At 37.5% G+C, this 25,481-nt stretch carries 22 protein-coding genes; 12 read left to right on the top strand and 10 right to left on the bottom strand.

Annotated features, from left to right (window positions below):
- Positions 1 to 263 precede the first annotated feature (263 nt).
- The 6 genes from MUA90_RS11520 to queC all read right to left on the bottom strand — a co-directional run bounded on the left by MUA90_RS11520 (position 264) and on the right by queC (position 4,140).
- Entirely contained in the window at positions 264 to 1,100 is an 837-nt protein-coding gene (locus MUA90_RS11520; RefSeq protein WP_114603844.1) for an aldo/keto reductase, read from the bottom strand.
- Positions 1,101 to 1,273: 173 nt separating this feature from the next.
- Positions 1,274 to 1,534 (bottom strand): GlsB/YeaQ/YmgE family stress response membrane protein, encoded by a 261-nt coding sequence (locus tag MUA90_RS11515; RefSeq protein ID WP_105993519.1) that lies wholly within the window; start codon positions 1,532 to 1,534, stop codon positions 1,274 to 1,276.
- 85 nt (positions 1,535 to 1,619) lie between these two features.
- Positions 1,620 to 2,222, bottom strand: a complete 603-nt coding sequence (locus MUA90_RS11510; protein ID WP_262587022.1) for a hypothetical protein — start codon at positions 2,220 to 2,222, stop codon at positions 1,620 to 1,622.
- A gap of 113 nt (positions 2,223 to 2,335) precedes the next feature.
- On the bottom strand, positions 2,336 to 3,049 hold the full coding sequence (gene queE, locus MUA90_RS11505; RefSeq protein WP_262587020.1) for a 7-carboxy-7-deazaguanine synthase QueE: 714 nt from the start codon (positions 3,047 to 3,049) through the stop codon (positions 2,336 to 2,338).
- Positions 3,042 to 3,467, bottom strand: coding sequence for a 6-carboxytetrahydropterin synthase QueD (gene queD, locus MUA90_RS11500; protein ID WP_105993522.1), 426 nt, complete (start codon positions 3,465 to 3,467; stop codon positions 3,042 to 3,044). Before queD ends, queE begins: the two co-directional genes overlap by 8 nt.
- Position 3,468: 1 nt before the next feature.
- Positions 3,469 to 4,140 (bottom strand): 7-cyano-7-deazaguanine synthase QueC, encoded by a 672-nt coding sequence (gene queC, locus MUA90_RS11495; RefSeq protein ID WP_262587018.1) that lies wholly within the window; start codon positions 4,138 to 4,140, stop codon positions 3,469 to 3,471.
- A 348-nt stretch (positions 4,141 to 4,488) separates the two neighbouring features.
- On the opposite strand from queC, the gene MUA90_RS11490 reads away from it, so the two are divergent.
- From MUA90_RS11490 to MUA90_RS11435, 12 genes are all read left to right on the top strand, one after another.
- Positions 4,489 to 5,082, top strand: a complete 594-nt coding sequence (locus tag MUA90_RS11490) for an anthranilate synthase component II (RefSeq protein WP_262587016.1) — start codon at positions 4,489 to 4,491, stop codon at positions 5,080 to 5,082.
- Entirely contained in the window at positions 5,066 to 6,205 is a 1,140-nt protein-coding gene (locus tag MUA90_RS11485; protein WP_262587014.1) for a chorismate-binding protein, read from the top strand. The genes MUA90_RS11490 and MUA90_RS11485 overlap by 17 nt, the downstream gene beginning before the upstream one ends.
- 2 nt (positions 6,206 to 6,207) lie before the next feature.
- Entirely contained in the window at positions 6,208 to 6,816 is a 609-nt protein-coding gene (locus MUA90_RS11480; protein ID WP_262587012.1) for an aminotransferase class IV, read from the top strand.
- A gap of 280 nt (positions 6,817 to 7,096) precedes the next feature.
- Positions 7,097 to 7,807 (top strand): 5-oxoprolinase subunit PxpB, encoded by a 711-nt coding sequence (pxpB, locus tag MUA90_RS11475; protein WP_105993528.1) that lies wholly within the window; start codon positions 7,097 to 7,099, stop codon positions 7,805 to 7,807.
- Positions 7,791 to 8,795, top strand: coding sequence for a 5-oxoprolinase subunit C family protein (locus MUA90_RS11470; protein ID WP_262587009.1), 1,005 nt, complete (start codon positions 7,791 to 7,793; stop codon positions 8,793 to 8,795). The genes pxpB and MUA90_RS11470 overlap by 17 nt, the downstream gene beginning before the upstream one ends.
- Positions 8,796 to 9,355: 560 nt before the next feature.
- Positions 9,356 to 11,302: a polyglycerol-phosphate lipoteichoic acid synthase LtaS gene (gene ltaS, locus MUA90_RS11465; protein WP_262587007.1), complete on the top strand. Its 1,947-nt coding sequence runs from the start codon at positions 9,356 to 9,358 to the stop codon at positions 11,300 to 11,302.
- A 231-nt stretch (positions 11,303 to 11,533) separates the two neighbouring features.
- Entirely contained in the window at positions 11,534 to 13,405 is a 1,872-nt protein-coding gene (locus MUA90_RS11460) for an ABC-F family ATP-binding cassette domain-containing protein (protein ID WP_262587005.1), read from the top strand.
- A 9-nt stretch (positions 13,406 to 13,414) separates the two neighbouring features.
- Entirely contained in the window at positions 13,415 to 15,196 is a 1,782-nt protein-coding gene (recQ, locus tag MUA90_RS11455) for a DNA helicase RecQ (RefSeq protein WP_262588842.1), read from the top strand.
- Between the two features lie 92 nt (positions 15,197 to 15,288).
- The gene (locus MUA90_RS11450) at positions 15,289 to 16,245 is read left to right on the top strand and encodes an ABC transporter ATP-binding protein (protein WP_262587003.1); all 957 of its coding nucleotides are present in this window, start codon (positions 15,289 to 15,291) and stop codon (positions 16,243 to 16,245) included.
- On the top strand, positions 16,242 to 17,759 hold the full coding sequence (locus MUA90_RS11445; RefSeq protein ID WP_262587002.1) for an ABC transporter permease/substrate-binding protein: 1,518 nt from the start codon (positions 16,242 to 16,244) through the stop codon (positions 17,757 to 17,759). The genes MUA90_RS11450 and MUA90_RS11445 overlap by 4 nt, the downstream gene beginning before the upstream one ends.
- A 165-nt stretch (positions 17,760 to 17,924) precedes the next feature.
- Complete coding sequence (gene hisC / locus MUA90_RS11440) at positions 17,925 to 18,989, top strand: histidinol-phosphate transaminase (RefSeq protein ID WP_262587000.1); 1,065 nt, start codon at positions 17,925 to 17,927, stop codon at positions 18,987 to 18,989.
- Positions 18,990 to 19,126: 137 nt separating this feature from the next.
- Entirely contained in the window at positions 19,127 to 19,663 is a 537-nt protein-coding gene (locus MUA90_RS11435; RefSeq protein WP_262586998.1) for a 5' nucleotidase, NT5C type, read from the top strand.
- A gap of 107 nt (positions 19,664 to 19,770) precedes the next feature.
- On the opposite strand, the gene MUA90_RS11430 is transcribed toward MUA90_RS11435, so the two are convergent.
- From MUA90_RS11430 to MUA90_RS11415, 4 genes are all read right to left on the bottom strand, one after another.
- Positions 19,771 to 21,273 carry a peptide MFS transporter gene (locus MUA90_RS11430; RefSeq protein WP_262586996.1) on the bottom strand — a complete coding sequence of 501 codons (1,503 nt, stop codon included), beginning with the start codon at positions 21,271 to 21,273 and terminating at the stop codon, positions 19,771 to 19,773.
- 285 nt (positions 21,274 to 21,558) lie between these two features.
- Positions 21,559 to 23,082 carry a peptide MFS transporter gene (locus tag MUA90_RS11425; RefSeq protein WP_262586995.1) on the bottom strand — a complete coding sequence of 508 codons (1,524 nt, stop codon included), beginning with the start codon at positions 23,080 to 23,082 and terminating at the stop codon, positions 21,559 to 21,561.
- Between the two features lie 185 nt (positions 23,083 to 23,267).
- Positions 23,268 to 23,771, bottom strand: a complete 504-nt coding sequence (gene queF / locus MUA90_RS11420; protein ID WP_105993539.1) for a preQ(1) synthase — start codon at positions 23,769 to 23,771, stop codon at positions 23,268 to 23,270.
- A gap of 2 nt (positions 23,772 to 23,773) precedes the next feature.
- Positions 23,774 to 24,661 carry a DMT family transporter gene (locus tag MUA90_RS11415; RefSeq protein WP_114603830.1) on the bottom strand — a complete coding sequence of 296 codons (888 nt, stop codon included), beginning with the start codon at positions 24,659 to 24,661 and terminating at the stop codon, positions 23,774 to 23,776.
- Positions 24,662 to 25,481 lie beyond the last annotated feature (820 nt).

Raw genomic sequence — 25,481 nt, 5'->3', positions numbered from 1 at the left:
TAAACTATTCATGACTTGTTAGAATTGAAAATTGCAAAAAGAATCTATGTTTTTATAAGACTCACTCATTAAATATACAAAATAATCAGCTTTAATCGTAAAATCAGTCGATAGTTTAGGGTAATATATCTTTAATTGGATGATAATACATAAATGTGACAGAATTCCGACTAATTGAAAATTGTTATCAATTAGAAAAAGGGACAAGAAAAAGACTGCAATTTTGCGGCGCAAAACTACAGCCTTTCTATCATTATTCGTTCTTATTTTAATGTACCGATACGTACTTCATCAGGATGTTTGCCTTGTCTTAAATCTTTGTTTAAGGCATCGATTTTCTTCACGTCTTTCTTACGCAATTCGAAAGAAAGGGCTTCGAAGTTTTCCGCAATACGTGAAGGTGTTTGTGATTTAGGAATCACAATTCTATTGTGCATCAAATGCCAATTTAAAATGATTTGTGCAGGTGTTTTCTCATACTTTTTGGCTAGTTTAGCGATAACCGGATCTTCAAATAAACCGCGGCCGCGCATTAAAGGCATCCAAGCTGTGACTTTAATGTCGTGTTTATCGCAGAAATCTTGCAAGTCTTGCTGATTTAAGTAAGGGTGGAATTCAACCTGATTAACTGCTGGTACGATTTCAGTGTTTTCCATCAATTTTTCTAAATGATGTTGTTGGAAGTTGCACACACCGATAGCTTTGACACGGCCTTCTTTGTACAATTCTTCCATGGCTTTATAGGTTTCGATAAATAAACCATCTTCTTCGCATGGCCAGTGAATTAAGAACATATCTAAGTAATCTGTGCCAAGATTTTTCAGCGATTTTTCAAAGTATTCTTTTGTGCTGTCATAACCTTGATAGTCATTCCATAGTTTTGTTGTGATGAATAACTTTTCTCTAGGTACTTTGCCGCTTTTAAGTGCTGCACCTAATTCTTTTTCATTATGATAGAAATAAGCTGTATCAAAGGCACGATAACCAGCTTTTTCAGCCGCTTTTACAGCAGGCTTCATATGTTCTTCATCAATTTTGTAAACGCCTAAACCAAGTCGGGGAATCTTAATTTTGTTGTTTAACTTTGTGTTTTTCTTCAAGGGTAGTTCGCTCTCCTTCTACTTTGTCTTCACTGTTATTGTATCAAACAATAGTTTGGCAATACTATTAAAGAGAATCTAAAGTAGGATTAAATTGAATGACGTATAATATAATCCAATGAAAAAAGCAGTACCACTCAACGAATTGAGTGGTACTGCTTCAGCGTTAATGCTTATTTTCTTTTGTTTTTGTGAATTGCACCAAAGATGAATGATACAATCAAGATTAAAAGAATTGTACCGATTAATGCTGGGAAGATTGCTAGGCCGCCTAATGATGGACCCCAATCACCAAAGATTGCTGAACCTAACCAAGCACCTACGATACCTGCGATAATGTTTCCTAAAATTCCTCCAGGAATATCTTTACCTAAAATAGCGCCGGCTAACCAACCGATTAGGCCCCCGACGATTAACATTACTATTAATCCCATAATAATAGCCTCCTCATAAAATACTAACAATACTTTCTATTGTACTTGTTAGTATTTACCACTAACAATGAAGAGATAATCATAATTAATCAAATTTCATACAAAAAGGTTTCGTCCATAATACAAATAATAATAAAATAGAATACACGATTAAGAAAATATACCAGAATGGTGTTAAAAGCGTAATCACTAAGAATGAAAGAATAATGAGTACTGTGCCGATTGTCAGAGACTTTGCGATATCATTCCAAAAATGTTTGGTTTGATGTTGTTGATCAGTATTATGAAAAACAGCTAAGAAAATCAAGGATGCGCCGAATAAAAAGAAGACAGGTGATAGATATGGAATCGACATATAATATGATTTCTCGCTGGTATTAAAGATGATAAGCATCGAAAGACTCATGATTGTAAAGACTACAAAGGCTATGAATTTTTGTGTTTCAAAAATAATCGGCTTTAATTTCCAATCTGTAAGTAAAGCAAGAAGTGTCCAAATTGAAATAAAAGCAACGATAGAATATGTAATAAAATCGTACTTTCCAATGATAATCATATTAATAATACTATTCAATGTAACTGCGATTAAAATAGAACTTAAGCGCACTTGGTGAATAGAATTGAAAAACATATCAATAAAGATTGAAGCTAAAATCATCACTATGTTAATAACTATGTATATGAGCATATGGTGTGTCTCCTGACTTCTATTATTCATTGGAATATTATATCAATTTCGGTAAATTTAAGCATTTGAAAACACTTTCGAATAAAAAAAGCTCGGGCAAGCTTGCCCGAGACTTAAACACCTTTCATATTGCTCCAAAGTAAAGTATGCAATTGCGGTAAAACATAGACTTGATTCATATCGCTGCTTTTCATCACTGTTTCAACGAGGTCTTCATAACGTTTAAGCAAACGTTGTGTATGATTTTCTACTTCATCATCTAAATAAGGATTGCCCACTTGTAAATAGAATGGAATATCCGGATAGCGATGATGCATAGCTTTCGCAAAATCATAATCCTTATCATCAAAGACAACGACTTTTAAATTGAGTGATTCTTTGACACATTGTTCAATGACTTCATCTAAAATCTGCAAGTTCGGCTGCATACCTGAACTTGGCGGTTTCGGACTGATTGTTAAATCGTTGATTTGGCGCATCCATGGCTGGAAGCGGCTGCCTTGTGTTTCGAGTGCGCTTTCTATACCTTTAGTTTCAAACAGATCTACCAAGTCCTGAATACCTTTGATTAAAGCAGGGTTGCCACCTGAGATAGTGACATGGTTAAAACAATCGCCGCCGATTTCATATAAACGTTCATAAATTTCTTTTGCGGTCATCATTTGAATCTCATCTTTCATACTGCCGTCCCATGTAAAACTAGAATCACACCAGCTGCATCGGTAATCACAGCCTGCTGTGCGCACAAACATAGTTTTACGTCCAATGACACGGCCTTCGCCTTGTATAGTAGGGCCGAAGATTTCTAATACAGGAATTTTAGCCATTGCGAAACGCCTTTGGTCGATAGACTACGTAGCTTGATGGTGTTTCTCTTAAATAGACTTGTGCGCATTTTGGCTGATTCGGCTGTTTTTCTAAAATTTGTTCTGTGATGTCGCAAATCGTTTGTGCTACGACTTCTGTAGATGGCATTTTATCTTTGAATTGCGGTAAATCATTCAATAAATAATGATCGAATTGTTCATGAATTTCTTTCTTTAGAGCCGCAAAGTTGATTAAGAAACCGCTGTGATCAAGTTCATCTCCGACGATTGTCAGATTTACAAAGTATGTGTGACCATGCGTACGTACACATTTTCCTGCATCGTCGCAAGGAATATAATGTGCAGCCGCAAAATGGAAATCTTTATTAAGTTCGAATGCGTATGGATGGGCGACAGTTGGATAAATTTGCTGTAACAAATTATTTCACTCCTTTTTCTGCTAAATAAGCATCTAAACCGCGTTTGCGTAATTTACAAGCAGGGCATTCACCGCAGCCGTCTGCGATAATCCCGTTATAGCAAGTTAATGTTTCGTTTCTGACATAATCTAAAACGCCAAGTTGATCGCTTAAGGCCCAAGTTTCTTTCTTATCTAACCACATTAAAGGTGTATGGATAACAAAGTTTTTATCCATAGATAGGTTTAATGTGATATTCATCGATTTGACAAAGTCGTCTCGGCAATCTGGATAGCCGGAGAAGTCTGTTTCGCAAACACCTGTTATGATGTGGCGTGCTTTAATTTGATAAGCCAGTGCACCTGCAAATGATAAGAATAATAGGTTGCGTGCCGGCACAAAAGTATTTGGAACACCATCATCTGTGTCTTCGATTTTCAGTTCATGTTGTGTAAGTGCATTAGGTGTCAGTTGAGATAATAAAGACATGTCTAAAACATGGTGTTTAAGGCCTTGTTCTTGTGCAATTTTCTTCGCTACTTCGATTTCAGTATCATGTCTTTGACCATACTGAAATGTGACAAGTTCGACTTCATCGAATTTTTCTTTCGCGTAAAATAAACAAGTTGTACTGTCTTGTCCGCCGCTGAAGACGACTAATGCCTTTTTATCGTCAAGGGTATGGGGTGCCATAAGTCATTCTCTCCTTTAATTTATGGCCTAGCCAAATCAATAAAAAAACTCGGACGCTAATGGGAGCAAGCAAATTGTGAGACAATATTGCTTTAACTCTTTTAGGTCCGAGTTGACGTAGACAATTGATTAATCTATTGACTATCTCTATAAAAGATAGACGATTGGAAGTAAAAGTCTAGTTTTTTATAGAGGGTATCAGCTAGGAACCTCTGTGTTATTTATGTCGATAGATAGAATAATATATTTCTGCACTAAAATCAAGATGTGGTCATTGCTATTACAAAATCTGCCGACATCTTGTAAAATGGATAGTAAAAGAACGTTGAGTAAGGGGACAAGTTAAAAATGATCATAATGATAGATAACAAAGATTCATTTACATACAATTTGGTAGATTATTTGGCGACTGAAAGCAAAGAAGAGATTCAAGTCATTGATGTTGATGCAGTGGATATCGCATCCATGCGTGCCATGCAGCCCACAGCCATTGTTATATCCCCAGGACCTGGACGTCCGAGCGACTATCCGATTTTGCATCAAGTAGTAGAAACCTTCAGTACAACGACACCGATTTTAGGTGTTTGTTTAGGTTTTCAGCTTTTGATTGAACATTACGGCGGTGCGATTATTCATAATGATCGGCCGGTGCACGGACATACGACAAAGATAACGCACAATGACAAAGGGATATTTCATGGACTGCCGAAACAATTTCATGTTATGCGCTATCATTCATTATGCGCAGATGCTGCGCGTATACCTGAATGTCTGGAGGTTACTGCACAAAATGATGCAGGTATCATTATGGCAGTAGCACATCAAAACTATCCGGTATATGGTGTGCAGTATCATCCGGAATCTATTTTAAGCGAATATGGACATGAACAGATTCGACTATTTCTACAACAGGCAGGTGAGTCTCTTGTTAGCTCAATTTAACTTTCGTTATTACACTAATGAAACAGAATATAAGCAATATCAATACGCGTTTAATCAGTTGAAAGAGAAGCGGATTGCTTATCGCTTAGAAGAGGTTAAAGATGTCATCGACTTTGCGGAACAAGCACAACAAGCAGGCAGCTTTGTAGGTGTTTATCTGCCTTATGAAGCAGCACCTGCCTTCAATGCACAAATGGAAGTTCATACATCAAAGCAATCACCGTATGTTTATGCGGCGGCTTATGTATTCGAAGCACCTGTTGATAGAGAACAGACAGTAAAAGCAGAACAGCCAGAACACCTGCAATTTCAATTTTATCTGCCTGAATCGACGATGATTGCACATATTCAACATGTTCAAGCTATGATTGTGGAAGGGAATACGTACCAAGTCAATTACACGACACGTATGTTTGATGATATCCGTATGCCTATAGCGGCTATGTATCGTTATCTTACAAGAAGCAGCCACGGAAATTATACGGCACTCATTGATACAGATGAATTAGAAGTGGCTTCAATTTCACCGGAATTGTTCTTTCAACGCGGCAGCTTTAAGTCGATGCAAGATGTTGTCTTAAGTAAACCGATGAAAGGTACGATGCAAAGAGGCAAGGATGAAACAGAAGATCAATATTATTATCAGCAACTGAAACAATCGGAAAAGGACCAAGCTGAGAATGTTATGATTGTTGATTTGTTGCGTAATGATATTGCACGTATCGCTGAGCCGGGCAGTGTCAAAGTATATCAGCCGTTTCATATTGAAAAGTACCAAACAGTCTTTCAAATGACGAGCATGGTCACTGGGCAATTGCCAAGCAATACTTCCTTGCATCGTATATTTACAGCACTGTTCCCATGCGGTTCCATTACAGGGGCACCGAAACTGAATACCATGCGCTATATCAAAGCACTAGAAAGTACACCTAGACATGTTTATTGCGGTACTATCGGTTTAATGCTTCCTAAAGGGCCTTCGATTTTCAATGTGCCGATTCGTACAGTGCAGTATATCGGAGGCAAGGCAGTTTATGGTGTCGGTGCCGGTATTACGATTGATTCAGACCCAGAAGCAGAAGTGGCAGAATTCAAAGCGAAAACTAAAATATTGGAGCAGTGATTATGTATTTATTTGAGACGATGCGTTTAGAAGCAGGCAAAATACCAAGATATGCTTATCATCAAGCACGCTTATTCAATTCAGCTGAACAATTAGGCTACCCGTTAACTAAAGAGACTTTCGAACGCTTTATTCAATCCATTCAACAAGCACATCCGACAGGAACACACCGTTTGAAAGTGATGTTAGAACCTTCAAGCACACTGACATATCAATGTGTCGCATTGCCGAATAAATCGCACTTTACAGCGAAAGCACAACAGATAAACACCGACTATCCGAAGTGGCAATATATTAATAAAACTTCGCATAGGGAGCATGTAGAACATAATCACGAAACCGATGTGGTGTTGTATTATGATAATAAAGGCAAAGTGCTGGAATTTGATATCGGCAATGTATTGATTAAAGAAAATGAACATTATTATACACCATCCTTTGAAAATGATTTCTTGCGCGGGTGTATGCGCGCGCAATTATTAGATGAAGGCAAAGCAAAAGAAAAGGATTATGACATCTCTGAACTTAAGCGTAAGCTGAAAGCAGGGGAAGCGGAAATTTTTCTTGTAAATAGTTTGCGAGAGGTTGCCGAGATTGAGATAAATCTTTAGAATTAAGAATGATTAGAACATTATAAGTTTCAGAAGGGTATAAATTAAGGTGGCAGCATGATTTGGATAATCATAATATTGATAGTTGCTGTAACGATGATTGCTAAGCGCATGATGAAACATTACATTCAGCAGCACCAGCTGATAAAAGCCAAAGTTGTTGTAGGTGTAATGTTATTGATACAAATTGTACTCGTATATTATTTTATGAACATGTTGATAACGTATATTTTGAGGTTGTTAAATATATTCTATAATCAATGAAGACCAGAGGTGCATTATGAAAATATATAGTCAAGGTGACCAAGCCATCGTGGTTTCTGTGGAAAAAGAAGTCACACAACATACAACAGAAGATTTGTTAGCATTGCGTAAATACTTATTAGATCAAAATTATCCGTTTATTACTGAAATTGTGCCGACAGAATCGGATATGATGATTGTTTATAATGCGCGAGATATGATTAAGCATCACCATATCGCGTCTCCGTTTCAATACATGACGGATTTGCTGCACTCTATTAAAATTGAAGTCAAACACGGGGATGCAGTGAATATGCCGACAGAATTACCAGTGTATTACGGCGGAGAATACGGACCGGATTTAGCTGAGCTCGCAGCGTATTTCAAAATGACTGAAGAAGAATTTATTCAATTGCATGCGCATAAAACGTATTTTGTTTCAATGATGGGCTATTCACCTGGTTTTCCATATTTAACAGGATTGAATGAACGTATTTATGTCAATCATACGGGCAGCGAACAAAAATTCATTCCTGCAGGCTCCGTTATTTTAGAAGGTAAGAAATGCGGTGTAGTGACAACAGATACATATGGCGACTGGCTTGTGATCGGTTATACACCTGTACGTTTATTCAACCCAGAGAAAGAAGACTTTACTTTATTGAAATTAGGAGATACGGTGCGTTTTAAACCGGCAGATCCTGAAAATGCAGCAGTAGGAGGCAATGAGCATGTCAATCATAATTGAAAATCCAGGGCTGTTTTCTAGCTTCCAAGATTTTGGACGCCAAGGTTATGAACATGATGGCGTGATTCCCGGCGGTGCCCTTGATTTCCTAGCACATGAAATCGCAAACCGTCTGGTCGCAAATGATAAAAATGAAGCGACATTAGAAATGACGACAAAAATGGCGCGTATCCGTTTTACAGAGCCTACATTAATTGCACTTTCCGGCGGCAATTTTAAAGCGTGGACACAAAATATGCGTATTTTGCCGAATAAATTGTATTTAGTCGAAAAAGGCGATGTATTGCAGTTTTCTGAATCTAACCGTACTTCACGTGTTTACTTAGCAATCGGCGGCGGTGTGGAATTAGAAGAGTGGCTCGGTTCAACTTCTACTGACTTTTTATCTAAAATCGGCGGCTATCAAGGACGTGCATTGCAGACAGGCGATGCAATTAATATGAAACGCAACTACACAAAACGCCATTTGAAGTTATTCGATAACTTGAAAGTCACACACAAGACAGACTGGGGTATTGACGGTTATGCGTTATCTTTCAACTACATGTCTGATATGTTCCACGTTGTCTTAAACAAAGGTGCAGAGGACTTTGACGAAAAAACACTCAACCGATTTACTTACGGAGAATATAAAGTAACCAGCAAAGCGAATCGTGCCGGTATGATTTTAGAAGGCGATCCGGTGAAAGCATTCTATGAAGATATGCCGCCGCACCAATCAGTTAAGCGCGGTACGATTCAAGTGAAACGTGACGGTTCACCGATTATTTTATTAAATGACCATTACACATTAGGCAGTTATCCGCAGCTTGGAACGATTGCAAGCTATCATTTAACAAAACTTGCACAAAAGCCGCAAGGTGCACGTTTGAAATTCCAATATATTGATGTGTACACAGCTGAAAGCAACTTAATGAAATACAGCAGCTGGCTGCAACAGTTGTTCCATGGTATTGAGTACCGTATGCTGCAGGAAATGCAGAAATAATAATAGAAACATCTGACTGAAAAATCCGAGAGAAGCGACATGCTTTTCTCGGATTTTTTGCTGCTTTAAAATAACACCAGCTACTAGGGCTGCGGACTGATTCAAAATAGAGGCAGCTGCTGTATAATTTTACTTTATCAACACTTATTCATTACGAAATTGATAAGGCTTAACACGCACTATGAACGGTTTTCAAATTGCCTTATTAATAAATTAACATAGAAAAAATAAAGTGTAATAAGTCATTTTTGCGTAAGATATTACTTGAAATGTAGTGTGAAATGTTCTATATTTAATTACTGTACTACGTGATTTTTGTTACAAGTATGTTACAAAAAGTAGTGTTTGTAAATTTTTAGTGAATATGAAATTGAAAAATGAAACGAAAAAAAGATGTAACGATTGAAAATATAGACTGATAAAGCAGTTTTAACTGCTTTGCTTTTTATTGATTGGCCATTGAGCAGGAAGCCTTTCTAAGAGATACGATATAAAACGGGGAATGGTGCTGTTTGATGATTGATTGAATACTAAAATAACAAATAACGGGGGAGACACACATGAGTCTGCAGAAAAAGAAAATAAGCATATTTGTCTTCTTCTTGCTTACCGTACTAACCGTAAGTTTGAAGACGTATTTTGCTTATTATGTTGATTTTTCTTTAGGAGTTAAGGGATTAGTCCAAAATTTGATTTTGTTAATGAATCCATACAGCTTACTCGCATTAATACTTAGCGTATTCTTGTTCTTTAAAGGTAAGAAAGCGTTCTGGTTTATGCTTATCGGCGGATTCTTATTAACTTTCTTGCTTTACGCGAACGTTGTTTACTTTAGATTCTTCTCAGACTTTTTGACATTCAGTACTTTAAATCAAGCGGGCAACGTTGAATCTATGGGCGGTGCAGTATCTGCGTCGTTCAAATGGTATGACTTCGTATACTTCATTGATACGATTGTTTACCTGTTTATCTTAATCTTTAAATCAAGCTGGTTAAATACACGTACTTTCAGCAAGAAGTTCGTACCAGTTGTAATGGCAGTTTCAGTTGCTTTATTCTTCTTGAACTTAGCATTTGCGGAAACTGACCGTCCTGAATTATTAACTCGTACATTCGACCATAAGTATTTAGTTAAATATCTTGGACCATACAACTTCACAGTTTATGATGGTGTGAAATCTATTCAAAACCATCAAGAAAAAGCAATGGCATCTGAAGATGATTTAACAAAAGTACTTAACTATACAAAACAAAGACAATCAGAAGTAAAGCCTAATCCAGAATACTTTGGTGCAGGTAAAAAGAAAAATGTTATTAAAATCCATTTAGAAAGTTTCCAAACTTTCTTGATCAACAAAAAAGTCAATGGTAAAGAAGTAACGCCTTTCCTTAACAAATTGTCATCAGGACAAGAAGGCTACAGATATTATCCGAACTTCTTCCACCAAACTGGACAAGGTAAAACATCTGATGCGGAATTTACATTGGATAACAGCTTATACGGTTTACCGCAAGGTTCAGCTTATTCATTGAAAGGATCTAATACGTATCAATCATTACCTGCCATTCTTGATCAAAAACGCGGTTATACAAGCAATGTAATGCATGGTGACTACAAAACTTTCTGGAACCGTGACCAAGTCTACAAACATTTCGGTATCGATAAATTCTACGATGCAACATATTATGACATGAGTCCGGAAAACATCGAAAACTTAGGATTGAAAGATAAACCGTTCTTCAAAGAATCAGCGGAATATCAATCTAAGATGAAGCAACCATTCTACTCACACTTGATTACATTGACAAACCATTACCCATTCACTTTATCTCCGGATGAAGCGGGAATTGAAAAACCAAACACTGGTGATTCAACAGTAGATGGTTATGTTCAAACTGCGAACTATATGGATAGTGCTTTAGAAGAATATATTAATGATTTGAAGAAAAAAGGTCTTTATGAAGACTCTGTAATCATCATTTATGGTGACCACTACGGTATTTCTGAAAACCATAATAAAGCAATGGAAAAACTTTTAGGCGAAGAAATTACACCAGCGAAATTCATGGACTTGAACCGTACTGGTTTATGGATGAAAGTTCCTGGTAAAGAAGGCGGCGTAGACAATACTTACGGCGGACAAATCGACGTAATGCCTACATTGCTTAACTTAGAAGGTATCAATACAGATAACTTCTTAATGCTGGGTACAGATTTATTATCTAAAAACCATAAAGAAGTTGTACCATTCAGAAACGGTGATTTCATCACTCCTGAATACAAATATGTAAATGGTAAAGCATACGATAATAAAACGAACCAACCATTGCCTAAAGAACCTGCAGACTTGCAGAAAAATAAACAACAAGTCGAAAAAGACTTGGAAATGAGCGACAGCGTTCTTAATGGTGATTTATTCAGATTCTATAAAAACCCAGACTTCAAAAAAATTGATCCATCTAAATATCAATATAAAGCAGGACCAAAAGGTTCTGAGAAAAAATAATCAATGATAAACAGATCATTGAATTGAACGGGCAAATCCGAAAAGGGTTTGCTCGTTTTCTTTTTTGTATTCGAAAATCTTTACAAAAGCTTAATATTTAACTCGCTTAGAAGAACCTGTAAGAGTATCTTTTGAGCCTCAAAAGATGTATAATATATAGAACTGAAAATTGAGATGTGCAGAGGACTACCTCAATTGATATGAACGGATTGAACAAAGCGGAGGCATGACATGGAAGCATATAAAATTGAACATTTACATAAATCATACGCAGATAAGATTATTTTTGATGACTTGCACTTATCTGTCTCAGAGCATGAACGTATTGGACTTGTAGGTATTAATGGGACAGGGAAGAGTACATTGTTAAAAGTGATTGCAGGACTAGATGATGACTTTGAAGCAGAAGTCAATTGTCCGAATGCTTATCGCATACGCTATTCTTCGCAAAAACAAGACTTGAATCAAGACCATACAGTGCTTGAAGAAGTGTTAAGTGCAGATACAGATGCTGTAAAGCTCATTAAAAATTACGAAACAGCTGTACAGCGCTACAGCGAAACACAAAGCGATAAAGACTTCCAGCAAATGATGAACGCACAAGAAGCAATGGATCAAGCAGAGGCATGGGATTACAGTGCTGAAGTGAAAACGATTCTATCTAAACTCGGCATTCATGATACATCTAAACCAGTAAGTGCGTTATCTGGCGGTCAGCAAAAGCGTGTGGTTTTAGCAAAAACTTTAATTGAACAACCGGATTTATTGCTTTTAGACGAACCGACCAACCATTTAGATTTTGATTCGATTAAATGGCTGATTAATTATGTGAAGCAATATCCGCACACTGTCTTGTTTGTGACGCACGACCGTTATTTCTTAAATGAAGTATCGACACGTATTGTGGAACTGGATAGAGGCAAATTAACTACCTATCCCGGTAATTATGAAGACTATATTGCGATGCGTGCAGAAAATGAACAAATCGAACAGCAGCAAAATCAAAAAGCACGTCAATTGTATAAACAAGAACTTGCATGGATGCGTGCGGGTGCTAAAGCCAGAACGACTAAGCAGCAAGCACGTATTAATCGTTTCGGCGACTTAGAAGCACAAGTGAAGAATCAAACAACACGAGAAAGCGGACAGTTGAATTTAGCGCATTCAAGACTAGGCAAACAAGTCTTTGAATTAGATGATGTATCAAAACGTATCGGAGATAAGACGTTATTTGAGCATGTGACGCAAATTATTCAAAACGGCCAGCAAATCGGTATTGTGGGACCGAATGGTGCAGGTAAAACAACGTTATTGAATGTTTTAGCTGGAGAAGATACAGACTTTGACGGTGATTTGAAAATCGGATTAACTGTAAAAACAGCTTATTTCAAACAAACTGATGAGCGTTTAGACAGGGATATACGTGTCATTGATTTCTTGCGTGAAGAAAGCGAAGTCGCAAAAGAAAAAGACGGCACAACTGTTTCAGTCACACAGTTGTTAGAACGTTTCTTATTCCCAAGTGCAACACACGGCAAGAAAGTCTATAAATTATCCGGCGGAGAACAAAAGCGTTTGTATTTGCTGAGATTGTTAGTACATCAACCGAATGTGCTGCTGCTTGATGAGCCGACCAATGACTTGGATACTGAAACATTAACAATCCTTGAAGACTATATTGCGACGTTCGGCGGTACAGTCATCACTGTCAGCCATGATCGCTACTTCTTAAATAAAGTGGCACAAGAATATTGGTATGTACATGATGGTAAAATCGAACGTGTTATCGGAAGTTTTGAGGATTGTGAAAATTATAAACAAGCACAAGAAAAACAAAAGGAAACTGTGAAAACACAGCCGAAAGCACTGATAGAAAGACAAAGAAAAGGGTTGTCTTATAAAGAAAAACGTGAATACGAAACTGTTATGGAGCGTATTGAACATACAGAAACGCGTCTAGAGGAAATAGAACAAGAGATGATAGACGCAAGCGACGACTACGGTAAAATTCAAGAATTAAACACAGAGAAAGAAGCGTTAGAGACACAGTATGAAGCTGACATCACACGATGGAGCGAGCTTGAAGAATTAAAAGAACAATAAGGGGTCAAGATTATGGAAACGACATTATCGCATTATTTTGGATATAAAGATTTCCGTCCAGGGCAGAAGGAAATCATATCTAAAATTTTAGACAAACAAAATGTCCTGGGGGTTTTACCTACAGGCGGCGGTAAATCATTATGTTATCAAGTACCGGGACTCATTATGGGTGGCGTCACGGTAGTCATCAGTCCATTGATTTCATTGATGAAAGACCAAGTGGATCAGTTGAAAGCAATGGGTATTCGCGCTGCTTATCTGAACAGCAGCTTGTCTCAAAAGGAGCAGCGTGCAATTGAAGCAGAATTAAAACGCGGTGACATTCAGTTCTTGTATGTCGCGCCAGAGCGTTTTGACAATGGTCAATTTATGAAGCTGATGTTCGGATTAGATATTCATTTAATCGCTTTTGATGAAGCGCACTGTATTTCTAAATGGGGGCACGATTTCAGACCGAGTTATCAGCAAGTGATTGATAAAGTGATGAGTCTGCCTCAAGACTTTGCGATTGCGGCATTGACAGCTACAGCAACAGTTGAAGTTCAAAAAGACATTATGGAACGTTTGCACATTGCTTTTAGCAATCGTGTAAAAACAAGTGTTAAACGTCCGAACCTTGTCTTTAAAGTAAATTCAACGTATCAAAGACAGAAGTTCGTCTTAGAGTATGTGAAAGAACATGACCATCAAGCAGGCATTATTTATTGTTCGACACGCAAACAAGTCGAAGAGCTGCAACAAGTGTTTGAAGATCAGAAAATCAACAGTACGATTTATCATGCAGGTTTAACGAATAAAGAGCGTGAAGAAGCACAAAACGACTTTGTCTTCGACCGTACGAAAGTAGTCATTGCGACCAACGCATTCGGTATGGGTATCGATAAATCGAATGTCAGATATGTTATCCATTACAATATGCCGGGCGATTTAGAATCTTATTATCAAGAAGCTGGGCGTGCCGGACGTGACGGCTTAACAAGTGAATGTATTCTATTGTACAGCGATCGTGATATCAGCTTGCATCAATTCTTTATTTCATCTTCTAAAGGGGATGATGATTATAAAGAGAAAATGGGTGAAAAGCTGAATAAAATGATTCAATATACCAAGACAAAGAAATGTCTGGAAGCTACTTTAGTCCATTACTTTGAACCGAATGAGAAGCTTGAAGAATGCGGACGCTGCAGCAACTGCAGAAATGAAAACAAAACATACGATATGACGAATGAAGCGAAGAAAATTATCAGTTGTATTGTACGCATGAAGCAGCAAGAAACGTACGGCGTAATCATTCAAGTGTTAAGAGGAGAAACGTCAGACTATGTGAAGTACAACCAGTATGACAAACTTTCAACGTTCGGTATTATGAAAGAATATACTACCTCAGAATGCAGTCATTTGATTGATGAATTACGCTTTAAAGGCTTCTTAAATGAAAATGATGAAGTTTTAACTTGTGATAAAAAGATTAAGAAAGTATTAAATGAAGGGTTAAAAATTTATACTGTACCATTTAAGAAGAAATCACGAGAAAAAGTAAATATTAATACGATTGAAGGCGTCGATCGCGCTTTATACGATGCACTTGTTCAAGTACGTCAACAATTAAGCGAGAAGCTGAATGTGGCACCGATCAGTATTTTTACAGACTTTACTCTGGAAGAGTTTGCGAAGCGCAAGCCAGAATCCAAACAAGAAATGATTGCGATAGATGGTGTCGGCAGTTATAAATTAAAACATTACTGTCCTCAATTTATTGAAACCATTCATAACTATAAAGCACAAGTATAGAGGAAATAAAATAATAACAGCAAGTATCACAATGATTAATGTGTAAGCTTGCTGTTATTTTTTAAAATGAATAGAATGCAGGTGAATAAAGCATGATAGAATTTAAGAACGTTTCAAAGCAATACGGCAATAAGACAGTAGTCGATAATGTCAGCTTTAATGTTGAAGAAGGCGAATTCTTCGTGTTAATCGGACCATCAGGAAGCGGTAAGACAACAACTTTGAAAATGATTAACCGGTTGATTCCGCTCACGAAAGGATACATTTATTTTAAGGATAAGCCGATCAGCGACTTTCCAGTTTATGAAATGCGATGGGATATCGGCTATGTGCTCCAGCAAATTGCACTGTTTCCGCATATGACGGTGAAAGAAAATATTGCACAAGTGCCTCAAATGAAAGGCTGGGACAAAACTAGAATCGACCAGCGCATTGATGAATTATTAGAAATGGTTAATTTAGATCCTGATACATATCGCGATCGCAAACCTGATGAGTTATCAGGCGGCCAACGTCAACGTGTCGGTGTTGTACGTGCACTGGCTGCAGATCCTCCAATGATATTAATGGATGAACCTTTTAGTGCATTAGACCCGATCAGCCGCACAAAACTGCAAGAAGATTTGATTGAATTGCAATCAAAAATCAAGAAAACAATTGTGTTTGTGACACATGATATTAACGAAGCTATGAAATTAGCAGATCGTATCTGCTTGTTAAATGAGGGGCGTGTAGAACAAATCGATACACCGGATGGTTTCTTAGATCATCCGAAAAATGAGTTTGTCCGACACTTCATCAGCCAATATGATCAAGCCAACGCACCAAGACTGACACTTGAAACGATTTTACGCGCAACAAAACTGAAAGCGATTGATACTGCACAGGAATTGCCTATCGTATCTGCAGATGCACCGCTCAATAAAGTGTATGAGGATTTAGCACATGCGGATGGTGTTGCGGTTGAGCAGCAAGGACAGCTGCATCTATTAACACGAGAAGATGTCTTTAAGTTCTTAGCACAAAATAAGAGAGGTGACGTATCATGAGTACATTCTTCCAAACCCTCTCTGAACGTAAAGGCGAATTGCTGAGTACTATTTTAGAACATATTCAGATTTCATTTATCGCTTTGCTGATTGCTTGTTTAATCGGGGTACCTTTAGGTATCTTGCTGACGAAGACCAAGCATTTCTCTGAAGTGATTATTAATATTGCTGCGGTGATGCAGACGATACCGTCACTGGCATTATTAGGTCTAATGATTCCGTTATTCGGAATTGGTACAGTCCCTGCCATCATTGCATTAGTTGTGTATGCATTACTTCCAATCCTGCGTAATACATACACTGGAATCAAGGAAGTAGATCCCTCATTAGTAGAAGCCGCAAAAGGGATTGGGATGAAACCTGGACGCCGCTTAACAAAAGTAGAGCTGCCGATTGCTATGCCGATTATTATGGCAGGTATACGTACTGCAATGGTATTAATTATCGGTACTGCAACACTTGCTGCGTTAATCGGGGCAGGCGGTTTAGGTGATTTAATCTTATTAGGTATCGACCGCAATAACAGCTCTCTGATTTTATTAGGCGCAATTCCAGCTGCTATTTTAGCGATTATCTTTGATTTAGCATTGCGTTATATGCAGAAGCTGTCATATAAGAAATTGTTAATTACTTTAGGTGCCATTTTAATTGTTATCGTCTTAGTATTAGTAGTGCCGATGTTAGGCGCGAAAGGCGACAAGGTAACAATTGCCGGCAAACTAGGGTCAGAACCTTCTATCATCACGAATATGTATAAGATTTTAATTGAAGATGAAACAGATAATACGGTTGAAGTCAAAGACGGTATGGGTAAAACATCATTCTTATACAACGCACTGAAATCAGATGATATTGACGGTTATTTAGAATTCACAGGTACAGTGTTAGGCGAATTAACGAAAGAACCGTTGAAATCTAAAGAAGAAGCCAAAGTTTACCAGCAAGCGAAACAAAGCTTAGAGAAAAAAGACGGCATCACGATGTTGAAACCGATGAAATACAATAATACGTATGCATTGGCAGTCAAACGCGACTTTGCGAAAAAGCATGGTCTGAAAACGATAGGTGATTTAGAAAAAGTACAAAATCAAATCAAACCAGGCTTTACATTAGAATTTAATGACCGTCCTGACGGCTTTAAAGCGGTCTCTAAGGCATATGGTCTGAAGTTTGATAATATCCGTACAATGGAACCTAAATTACGCTATCAAGCAGTTAAAAAAGGCGATATCAACTTAATAGATGCTTATTCAACAGATGCGGAATTAAGACAATACGATATGGTGGTATTAGAAGATGATAAACATGTCTTCCCGCCTTATCAAGGCGCACCAATCTTTAAAGAATCCTACCTCAAAGATCATCCTGAAATTAAAAAGCCGCTGAATAAATTAGCAGGCAAAATTTCAGATGAAGAAATGCAGGAAATGAACTATAAAGTAACAGTGAAAAACGAAGATCCGTATCAAGTCGCAAAAGAATATTTAGAAAAAGAACATTTGATTGAAAAATAATAGTTATAGTTTAAGTCTGAGCCTTTGTGCTCGGACTTTTTCTATTTTAAACCTTACAATTTCATGAACGTACGAACAACTATTGCCAAGTTGTCTCTATAAGGTATATAATTATCAGTAAATTTCAAATTTTTAAACAAACCAGTTAAAAGGGGACAGATATTTATGAAAGAACAAATCAATCAACTCTCAGCATATCAGCCAGGTCTCTCGCCAAGAGCTTTAAAAGAAGAATTCGGGTTAGATATCGAATTACATAAACTTGCATCTAATGAAAACTTATACGGACCTTCTCCAAAAGCAAAAGAAGCAATTCGATCACATGTCGATGAAGTGTTGTATTACCCGGAAACAGGTGCACCGACATTACGTAAAGATATCGCCAAAGCTTTAGGTATCAATGAAAATCGTATTTTATTCGGTGCCGGCTTAGATGAAGTCATCCTCATGATTTCACGTGCTGTGTTAACACCTGGAGATAAAATTGTTACAAGCCAAGGCACATTCGGACAATACTATCATAATGCGATTGTAGAAGCGGCAGAAGTTGTGCAAGTACCGCTTAAAGACAATGGACAATTTGATTTAGATGGTATTTTAGCAGAAGTAGATGAAGATACAGCGTTAGTATGGATTTGCAACCCGAATAACCCGACAGGCAATTACGTGACACATGCGGAATTAGAAGCATTTCTTGAACAAGTACCAAGCAACGTACCTGTTTTAGTCGATGAAGCATACTTTGAATTTGTGACAGCAAAAGACTTCCCGGATACATTGAAATTGCAAGAACGCTTCCCGAATGCATTCTTAATGCGTACGTTCTCTAAAGCTTACGGCTTAGCTGGACTTAGAATCGGTTATATCATCGCAACAGAAGAAGCGATTAAAACGTATAATATTATCCGTCCACCGTTTAACGTAGGTCGTTTATCAGAGTATGCGGCAGTTGCGGCTTTTGAAGACCAAGCGTACTTAAAAGAAATCCAGCAAAAAAATGCGGCTGAACGTAAGAAATTCTATGAAATTCCAGAAAGCAAGTATTTCTTTGAGAGTCAAACCAACTTTGTATTCATTAATACCAACCGACCTAAAGATTTATATGAAGCATTCTTGAGCGTAGGCTGTATTACACGCCCATTCCCGAACGGCGTACGTGTAACTATCGGCTTCCCAGAACAAAATGATGCCATGATCGAAGTCTTGAAAAATTTTGATTTTGAAAAATAAGCTGAATATGGACAAGCAGAGCGATAAACAGTCTCTGCTTGTTTTGTATTTACATAATCGGCAACCTTGCTTCACAACTAAATAAAATAAATATGCTATACTCGAAGAGAAGATAAGGAAAGGAAGTTGCTATAAGTATGAAGAGAGAATCAATAGCGATTGATATGGATGAAGTATTAGCGGATACAATCAAAGCTTTGATTGAGGAAGTGAATAAACGTACAGATTTAGGAATCAAAGAGGCATTATTAGATGGAAATAAATTACGCCACTTTATGCCGGAACACGAAGGTGTGCTTGATGAAGTTTTGAAACAACCGGGCTTCTTCAAAAACTTAGAAGTGATTAAAGATTCACAAGAAGTGGTTAAGAAACTAGCAGAGCATTATGATATGTACATTGCGACAGCAGCAATGGATGTACCGACTTCGTTCCATGATAAATATGAATGGTTAAGAGTACATTTTCCATTTTTAGATCCGCAGCAATTCGTCTTTTGCGGCAGAAAGAATATTGTTAAAGCAGATTATTTAATTGATGATAACCCAAGACAACTGGCACGTTTTACAGGAAAACCAGTGATGTATACAGCTCAGCACAATATTCATAACGAAGACTTCGATCGTGTGAATAACTGGAAAGAAGTCGAAGCATATTTCTTGGGAAATAAATAAGTGTAAGGCTGAGATTTGAAACCAATAAAAATATGATTCAAATAAGAAAAGAGGGGCAAGAACTTGTTGAGTTCTTGTCCCTCTATTTTGGGTAATAAAGCGTTATTTTAGCGTATACCGCGCATACCTTTAACAATCTTAGGCACAAATGCTAATGTAACCAACCCGATAATTACTGCTAAACTTCCTAGGAATAAGAAATAATTTTGATAGCCTAACGGCTCGATTAATTTAACGAGCGTTCCGTTGATGGCTTGTGCTGTCGCATTTGCTAATAACCATAAACTCATCATTTGCGAGTTGAAGGCTTTAGGTGCCAATTTAACTGCGGCACTGTTGCCGGTAGGTGATAAACATAATTCACCGATAACGCAAAGGATGTAAGATAAAATAACCCAGTTCACGGATACACTGTTGCCGCCTGAAGTCATCATAACGACTGCTACCAGTATGTAAGAAACACCTGCTAACCATGCACCCCAAACGAATTTAGTCGCCAAGCTTGGTTGACGATCACCCAATTTCTTCCAAACATATGAAAGCACAGGTGCTAACAATACGATGAAGAGCGGGTTAATAGATTGGAAATATGTTTTACCGAAATCTGTTTTCCAACCGAATAAGTTCAATTTCATATCAGTACCGCTTAAAGCGTATAAGTTCAAGACGTTTGAACCTTGTTCTTGGATAGACCAGAAGATAACACCGATAATGAAGAGCGGTATGAATGAAATCACGCGTGAGCGTTCATCATCTGTAACTTCCTTGCTTCTAATCATGATTGTAAAGTAAGCAATCGGCAATGCGATACCTAAAACCAATACAGTTGTGCTGACTAAGTTGAATGATAATGTACCTGTTAAGCCGGTAATGACTAATACAAGTGCAATCACTAACACAGCAATACCTGCGATTTTCGCATATTTTTTCTTTTCGCTGCTGTTCAATGGATTGGTTGGTTTAGAACCAACATCTCCTAAATTGCGTTTGTTGAAGAGTAAATAAATCGCAAGCGCAAATGACATACCGATTGCGGCGATTAAGAAGCCTTGATGGAACATATGTCCTTTAGAGAAAGCATTCAATACAAGCGGTGCAGCAAGGGCACCCATATTTACTGACATGTAGAAAATAACAAACCCTGAATCGATACGTTTATCATTTTCAGGATATAAACGACCTACGATGTTAGAGATATTCGGTTTCATAAGTCCTGAACCCACAATGATAAAGAACATTGAAATGAATAATCCTGTTTGAGCCAACGGCAGACTTAAAAAGACGTGACCGATAATAATTAATATGGCACCGTACATCGTTGCGCCGCGTGTCCCTGTAATTCTGTCAGCGACCCATCCGCCAAGTACACTTGTCATGAAGATCAGTGAACCATACACTGACATGACAGATTGTGCTGTTGTTTTGTCCATACCTAATCCGCCATCGCTTACGGCGAAGAACATATAGAAGATTAAGAGTGCACGCATTCCGTAATAACTGAATCTCTCCCAAAACTCTACGAAGAATAGGACTCCTAATCCTTTTGGATGTCCGAAGAAACCTTTCTGTGGAATTTCTTGAACATGTTGATTATGCAAATTATTCTGCAAACTAACCCCGACCTTTCTTTCCTATAACGGGTTGATTATATTAGATTTTACTATTTACAATAGGGAGTTTCAATAATTTTCTAAAAATAAAAATATTATCAAAATTCAGATAAATATATGATTTAAAGCTGTGTTCATCAAGCGTAATTTAATCACACGCATAATACGAGGGCGCAGAACAATTCAGAGAACATAAGGATAACCGCTTCCCAATATGTCTAAAAAGTGAACGACACAAAGAAAAAAGCCTGAAACCTAAATAAGATTTCAGACTTGATAATAGGATTAGTGAATCCCTTTCATTGCACGACGTATAAATGGAGAAATTGCGATAAGCAATACGCCGATAACTAAAGTTAATAATCCTGAATACAAGAAGTATTGACCTGAGTCCATCTTCGCATATACGACAACAAGCTGTGCGTTTAAACCTTGCGCTGTTGCGTTGCTCAGCATCCATAAACTCATCATTTGTGCTGTGAAAGCATAAGGTGCAAGTTTTGTTGTTGTTGCTAAGCCGACTGGTGAAATGCACAACTCTCCGATTGTGATAAGCAAGAAGCTGAGTACTAACCAGATCGGGTGAATCAATTCACCTTGGCCTAAACCGCCGGCTAATGGTACGACCATGATTAAATATGAGATACCGCCGATAATTGCACCTAAAGCAAACTTAATTACTGTAGGCGGATTATGTTTGCCTAATTTCACCCATAATGTCGCAAATAAAGGTGCAAGTGCAACGATAAAGATCGGGTTTAATGATTGGAACCAGGCTGCCGGAATATCAAAATTCAATGCGCCGCCTGTTAATTTAGCTAAACTCAGTTCAGTCTTCTTATCCGCAAAGTTGGCTAAGATTGTTGAACCTTGTTCTTGAATCATCCAGAATGCTACAGAAGTAATGTACAAAGGTACATAACTGCCGACACGCGACTTTTCTTCTGGTGTTACTTTCTTGCTTACAAGCATGTAAACAACGATGTAAATCGGTAATGCAATCCCGATGAATGTAACGAGTAAACTGAAGTTTTCGATTGATAATGCGTTAAATGATTTTAAGATGATCAAGTAAATCGCAAATGCAGCGATGATTGCACCTGCAATAATAGAGAATTTCTTCGTATCTGCTTTTGTCAGCGGATTATGTACAGATAATCCTGCTAAGTTTAAATACTTTTTGCGTTTTGTCCAATAAACGACTAAACCGAAGAACATCCCGATAGCCGCTGTTGCAAATCCTGCGTGGAAACCAACACGTGTTTGCAAGAAACCTGTTAATAATGGTGAAATCAATGCACCTAAGTTGATACCCATGTAGAAAATGGTAAATGCAGCGTCGACACGGTTGTCGTTTTTGTTATAAAGCTCTCCGACAGTTGTAGAAATATTCGGTTTTAATAAACCTGTCCCGATAATCAGCAGCAGCAACGCAATCATAACGGCGGTTAAACTGCCCGGCAAACTTAAAATAATATGACCGAACATAATGAGTATTCCGCCGAAGAATACTGCGTGCTGTGTTCCGGTAATACGGTCAGCAATCCAGCCTCCGATAACCCCAGACATATAGATTAATGTCCCATATAATGCCACAATCTGCATGGCTACAGATTCATCTAATCCGAATCCGCCTTTAGCTACAGAGTAGTACAGATAGTACACTAAAATGGCTTTCATACCATAGTAACTGAATCTCTCCCAAAACTCAGTAAAGAACAAAGTGCTTAGTCCTTTAGGATGCCCAAAGAAACCTGTTCGTGGTGTACTTTCTATGACTTCTTCGCGTGTGTATTGTTTCTTATTCATAATCTTCCCCCTCGGTGTGACTTAAAAATAAGTTTAATCTATTCAATGTGCAGATACAAGAAAATTCTGAAAAATAAATCGTAAAATTACTAAATTATTTGAACAAAAAAGAACGAATCCGCTTCCATAAAAATAAAAAACAACCTGAAATTAATCAGGTTGCTGCTATTAAATCACGTATGAAATTATCTGTTATCAATTTTCTCAGGGTACAAGTCATGATTCATCATACGATACTCTGCCATTTCCTCATATTTAGTATCAGGACGGCCGTAATTCGTATAAGGATCAATAGAAATACCGCCGCGCGGCGTAAATTTGCCCCAAACTTCGATATAATGCGGATCCATCAAATCAATCAAGTCATTCATAATGATATTCATACAATCTTCATGGAAGTCACCATGATTTCTGAAGCTGAATAAATAAAGCTTGAGTGACTTAGACTCTACCATTTTGATATTTGGAATATATGAAATATAAATTGTCGCAAAATCCGGTTGTCCCGTAATAGGGCAAAGCGAAGTGAATTCAGGACAATTGAATTTAACGAAATAGTCGCGGCCTTGATGCTTGTTATCGAATGTTTCTAAGACATCAGGTCGGTAGTCGAAATCATATTGGTTATTTTGATTGCCGAGCAATGTAATGTCTTGCAAATCTTCTTTTTTGCGTCCTTGTTGTGACACGGTTATTTTCCTCCTTTATGTTGCGGTTTTGGATGGTTTTTACTTTGTCTGCGTGCTTTTTCAAACATATAGTAGCTTGCACTGATAATGATTACATAGCCTAGTGTAGCATATAAGTCCGGCGATTCTCCGAAAATCACGATGCCCATCAATGCTGTGAAGATGATAGAAGCATACGTAAAGATTGAAATGTCTTTTGCTGGTGCGAAACTATAGGCTAGGGTGATACCGATTTGTCCGACAGCTGCTGATAAACCTGCGCCGACCAAGTAGATAATTTGAAGGCCTGACATGGGTTGATAAGTAAATAGGACAAATGGAATTAAAGCTACAATTGAGAAGAATGAAAAGTAAAAGACAATAGTATACGGTGCTTCTCTTGTGCTTAATGCGCGTACACACGTATAAGCTGAAGCAGCAAAGATACCTGAGAATAATCCGGCAACAGCTGGAATCATTTCAGATGAGAATTGCGGCTGTACGACAAACAACATGCCGACAATCGCAACCAGCATTGCGGTAATTTGATATTTGCGGACTTTCTCATGCAAGAAAATCAAACTGAGCAGAATCGTCCAAAACGGATTCAACTTCATCAATGTATCTGCGTCGCTTAAAAGCATATGGTCAATCGCGTAGATGTTGAGCAGCACACCGATTAAACCGAGTGTAGAACGTGAAATCAATAGGGGCTGACTGCTTAATTTGCCAAACATAGGTTGTTTATATTTATATAAGAAATACAACGGAATCAGCATGGCAACCAAGTTTCTTGCTAAAGACTTTTGGAAGACAGGCAAGTCGCCTGCAAGTCTGAAAAACAGCGACATGAAACTAAAGCCGATCGCTGAAACGAGTATGGCAATAATACCTTTTAATTTAGAATCCATACTTTCTCCTCTACTTTCCTCAAAACTTAACGTATATCATCTTAGCATATATCAAAATAAGTGCCTATATGCACTTGCAAAAGACATCAAGAATCGTTATACTTTAATCGAACATATGTTCTTGTTATAGATTGAGTTATGCATAACCGACTGAATATATGAATTAGTTGATTTTTATTAAAGTATTGCGTTAAGCCTTTCATGGTGGGATTGAGAGAAATCTTATGATGACAAGGTGTACACAAATTTTCTAAAAATCAAGGGCAAAATTACAATTATTTATTTTGAAAGGATTTTTAATAAAAAATAAGAAGTCTAAGCATAGCGGTGACGCTACTTCTATCAATTTTGACAAATTTAAATAAATTTTAGAGGGGCTATTCTCTTTGAAATTATAATGTGTGTTCGGTATAATGAATCACATAATATAGTATTGAAGAACGAAAGCCAACACTATATATTGTGGTTGAACCCAAAATAATGAAAATAATATTTCACTTCTTTTTGGCAATTTCACACATAACTTGAAAGAACAGAATACAGGTTAGGGGTTTAACCTGATATTTCTGCTCATTTAAGAAAAGGCATACAACCCTGTGATTGCAAGAGGATATGCAGTATACAGGTATAACAAGCAAAAGCTTTACTCTATCAAGAAAGAGAAAGCCCAGTAGTGTGAATAAAATCATCTCAACACAACATGTAGTGTTAAGGATCAATGCATTAACATATCGAAATCAAATTAAAACATGCAGCAGTCACAACATCTCCTTTAAGATACAGCAATACCAGCAAGGCAGCCTGGCATGTTTTTTAATTA

Origin of the sequence: Staphylococcus sp. IVB6181 (assembly GCF_025561445.1) — a bacterium.
Lineage (GTDB): Bacteria > Bacillota > Bacilli > Staphylococcales > Staphylococcaceae > Staphylococcus > Staphylococcus simulans_B.
The sequence above is the reverse complement of the archived record's forward strand: the minus strand, read 5'-3'. Positions and strand labels throughout refer to the sequence as shown.

What these genes read in the sequence shown, in the direction of transcription:
- MUA90_RS11490 (WP_262587016.1), top strand. Translation starts at nt 4,489, where the DNA reads ATGATCATAATGATAGATAACAAAGATTCATTTACATACAATTTGGTA.
- MUA90_RS11460 (WP_262587005.1), top strand. Translation starts at nt 11,534, where the DNA reads ATGGAAGCATATAAAATTGAACATTTACATAAATCATACGCAGATAAG.
- MUA90_RS11435 (WP_262586998.1), top strand. Translation starts at nt 19,127, where the DNA reads ATGAAGAGAGAATCAATAGCGATTGATATGGATGAAGTATTAGCGGAT.
- MUA90_RS11515 (WP_105993519.1), bottom strand. Translation starts at nt 1,534, where the DNA reads ATGGGATTAATAGTAATGTTAATCGTCGGGGGCCTAATCGGTTGGTTA.
- ltaS (WP_262587007.1), top strand. Translation starts at nt 9,356, where the DNA reads ATGAGTCTGCAGAAAAAGAAAATAAGCATATTTGTCTTCTTCTTGCTT.
- MUA90_RS11445 (WP_262587002.1), top strand. Translation starts at nt 16,242, where the DNA reads ATGAGTACATTCTTCCAAACCCTCTCTGAACGTAAAGGCGAATTGCTG.
- pxpB (WP_105993528.1), top strand. Translation starts at nt 7,097, where the DNA reads ATGAAAATATATAGTCAAGGTGACCAAGCCATCGTGGTTTCTGTGGAA.
- MUA90_RS11470 (WP_262587009.1), top strand. Translation starts at nt 7,791, where the DNA reads ATGTCAATCATAATTGAAAATCCAGGGCTGTTTTCTAGCTTCCAAGAT.
- hisC (WP_262587000.1), top strand. Translation starts at nt 17,925, where the DNA reads ATGAAAGAACAAATCAATCAACTCTCAGCATATCAGCCAGGTCTCTCG.
- queE (WP_262587020.1), bottom strand. Translation starts at nt 3,049, where the DNA reads ATGGCTAAAATTCCTGTATTAGAAATCTTCGGCCCTACTATACAAGGC.
- MUA90_RS11415 (WP_114603830.1), bottom strand. Translation starts at nt 24,661, where the DNA reads ATGGATTCTAAATTAAAAGGTATTATTGCCATACTCGTTTCAGCGATC.
- MUA90_RS11510 (WP_262587022.1), bottom strand. Translation starts at nt 2,222, where the DNA reads ATGCTCATATACATAGTTATTAACATAGTGATGATTTTAGCTTCAATC.
- queC (WP_262587018.1), bottom strand. Translation starts at nt 4,140, where the DNA reads ATGGCACCCCATACCCTTGACGATAAAAAGGCATTAGTCGTCTTCAGC.
- MUA90_RS11425 (WP_262586995.1), bottom strand. Translation starts at nt 23,082, where the DNA reads ATGAATAAGAAACAATACACACGCGAAGAAGTCATAGAAAGTACACCA.
- MUA90_RS11450 (WP_262587003.1), top strand. Translation starts at nt 15,289, where the DNA reads ATGATAGAATTTAAGAACGTTTCAAAGCAATACGGCAATAAGACAGTA.
- MUA90_RS11480 (WP_262587012.1), top strand. Translation starts at nt 6,208, where the DNA reads ATGTATTTATTTGAGACGATGCGTTTAGAAGCAGGCAAAATACCAAGA.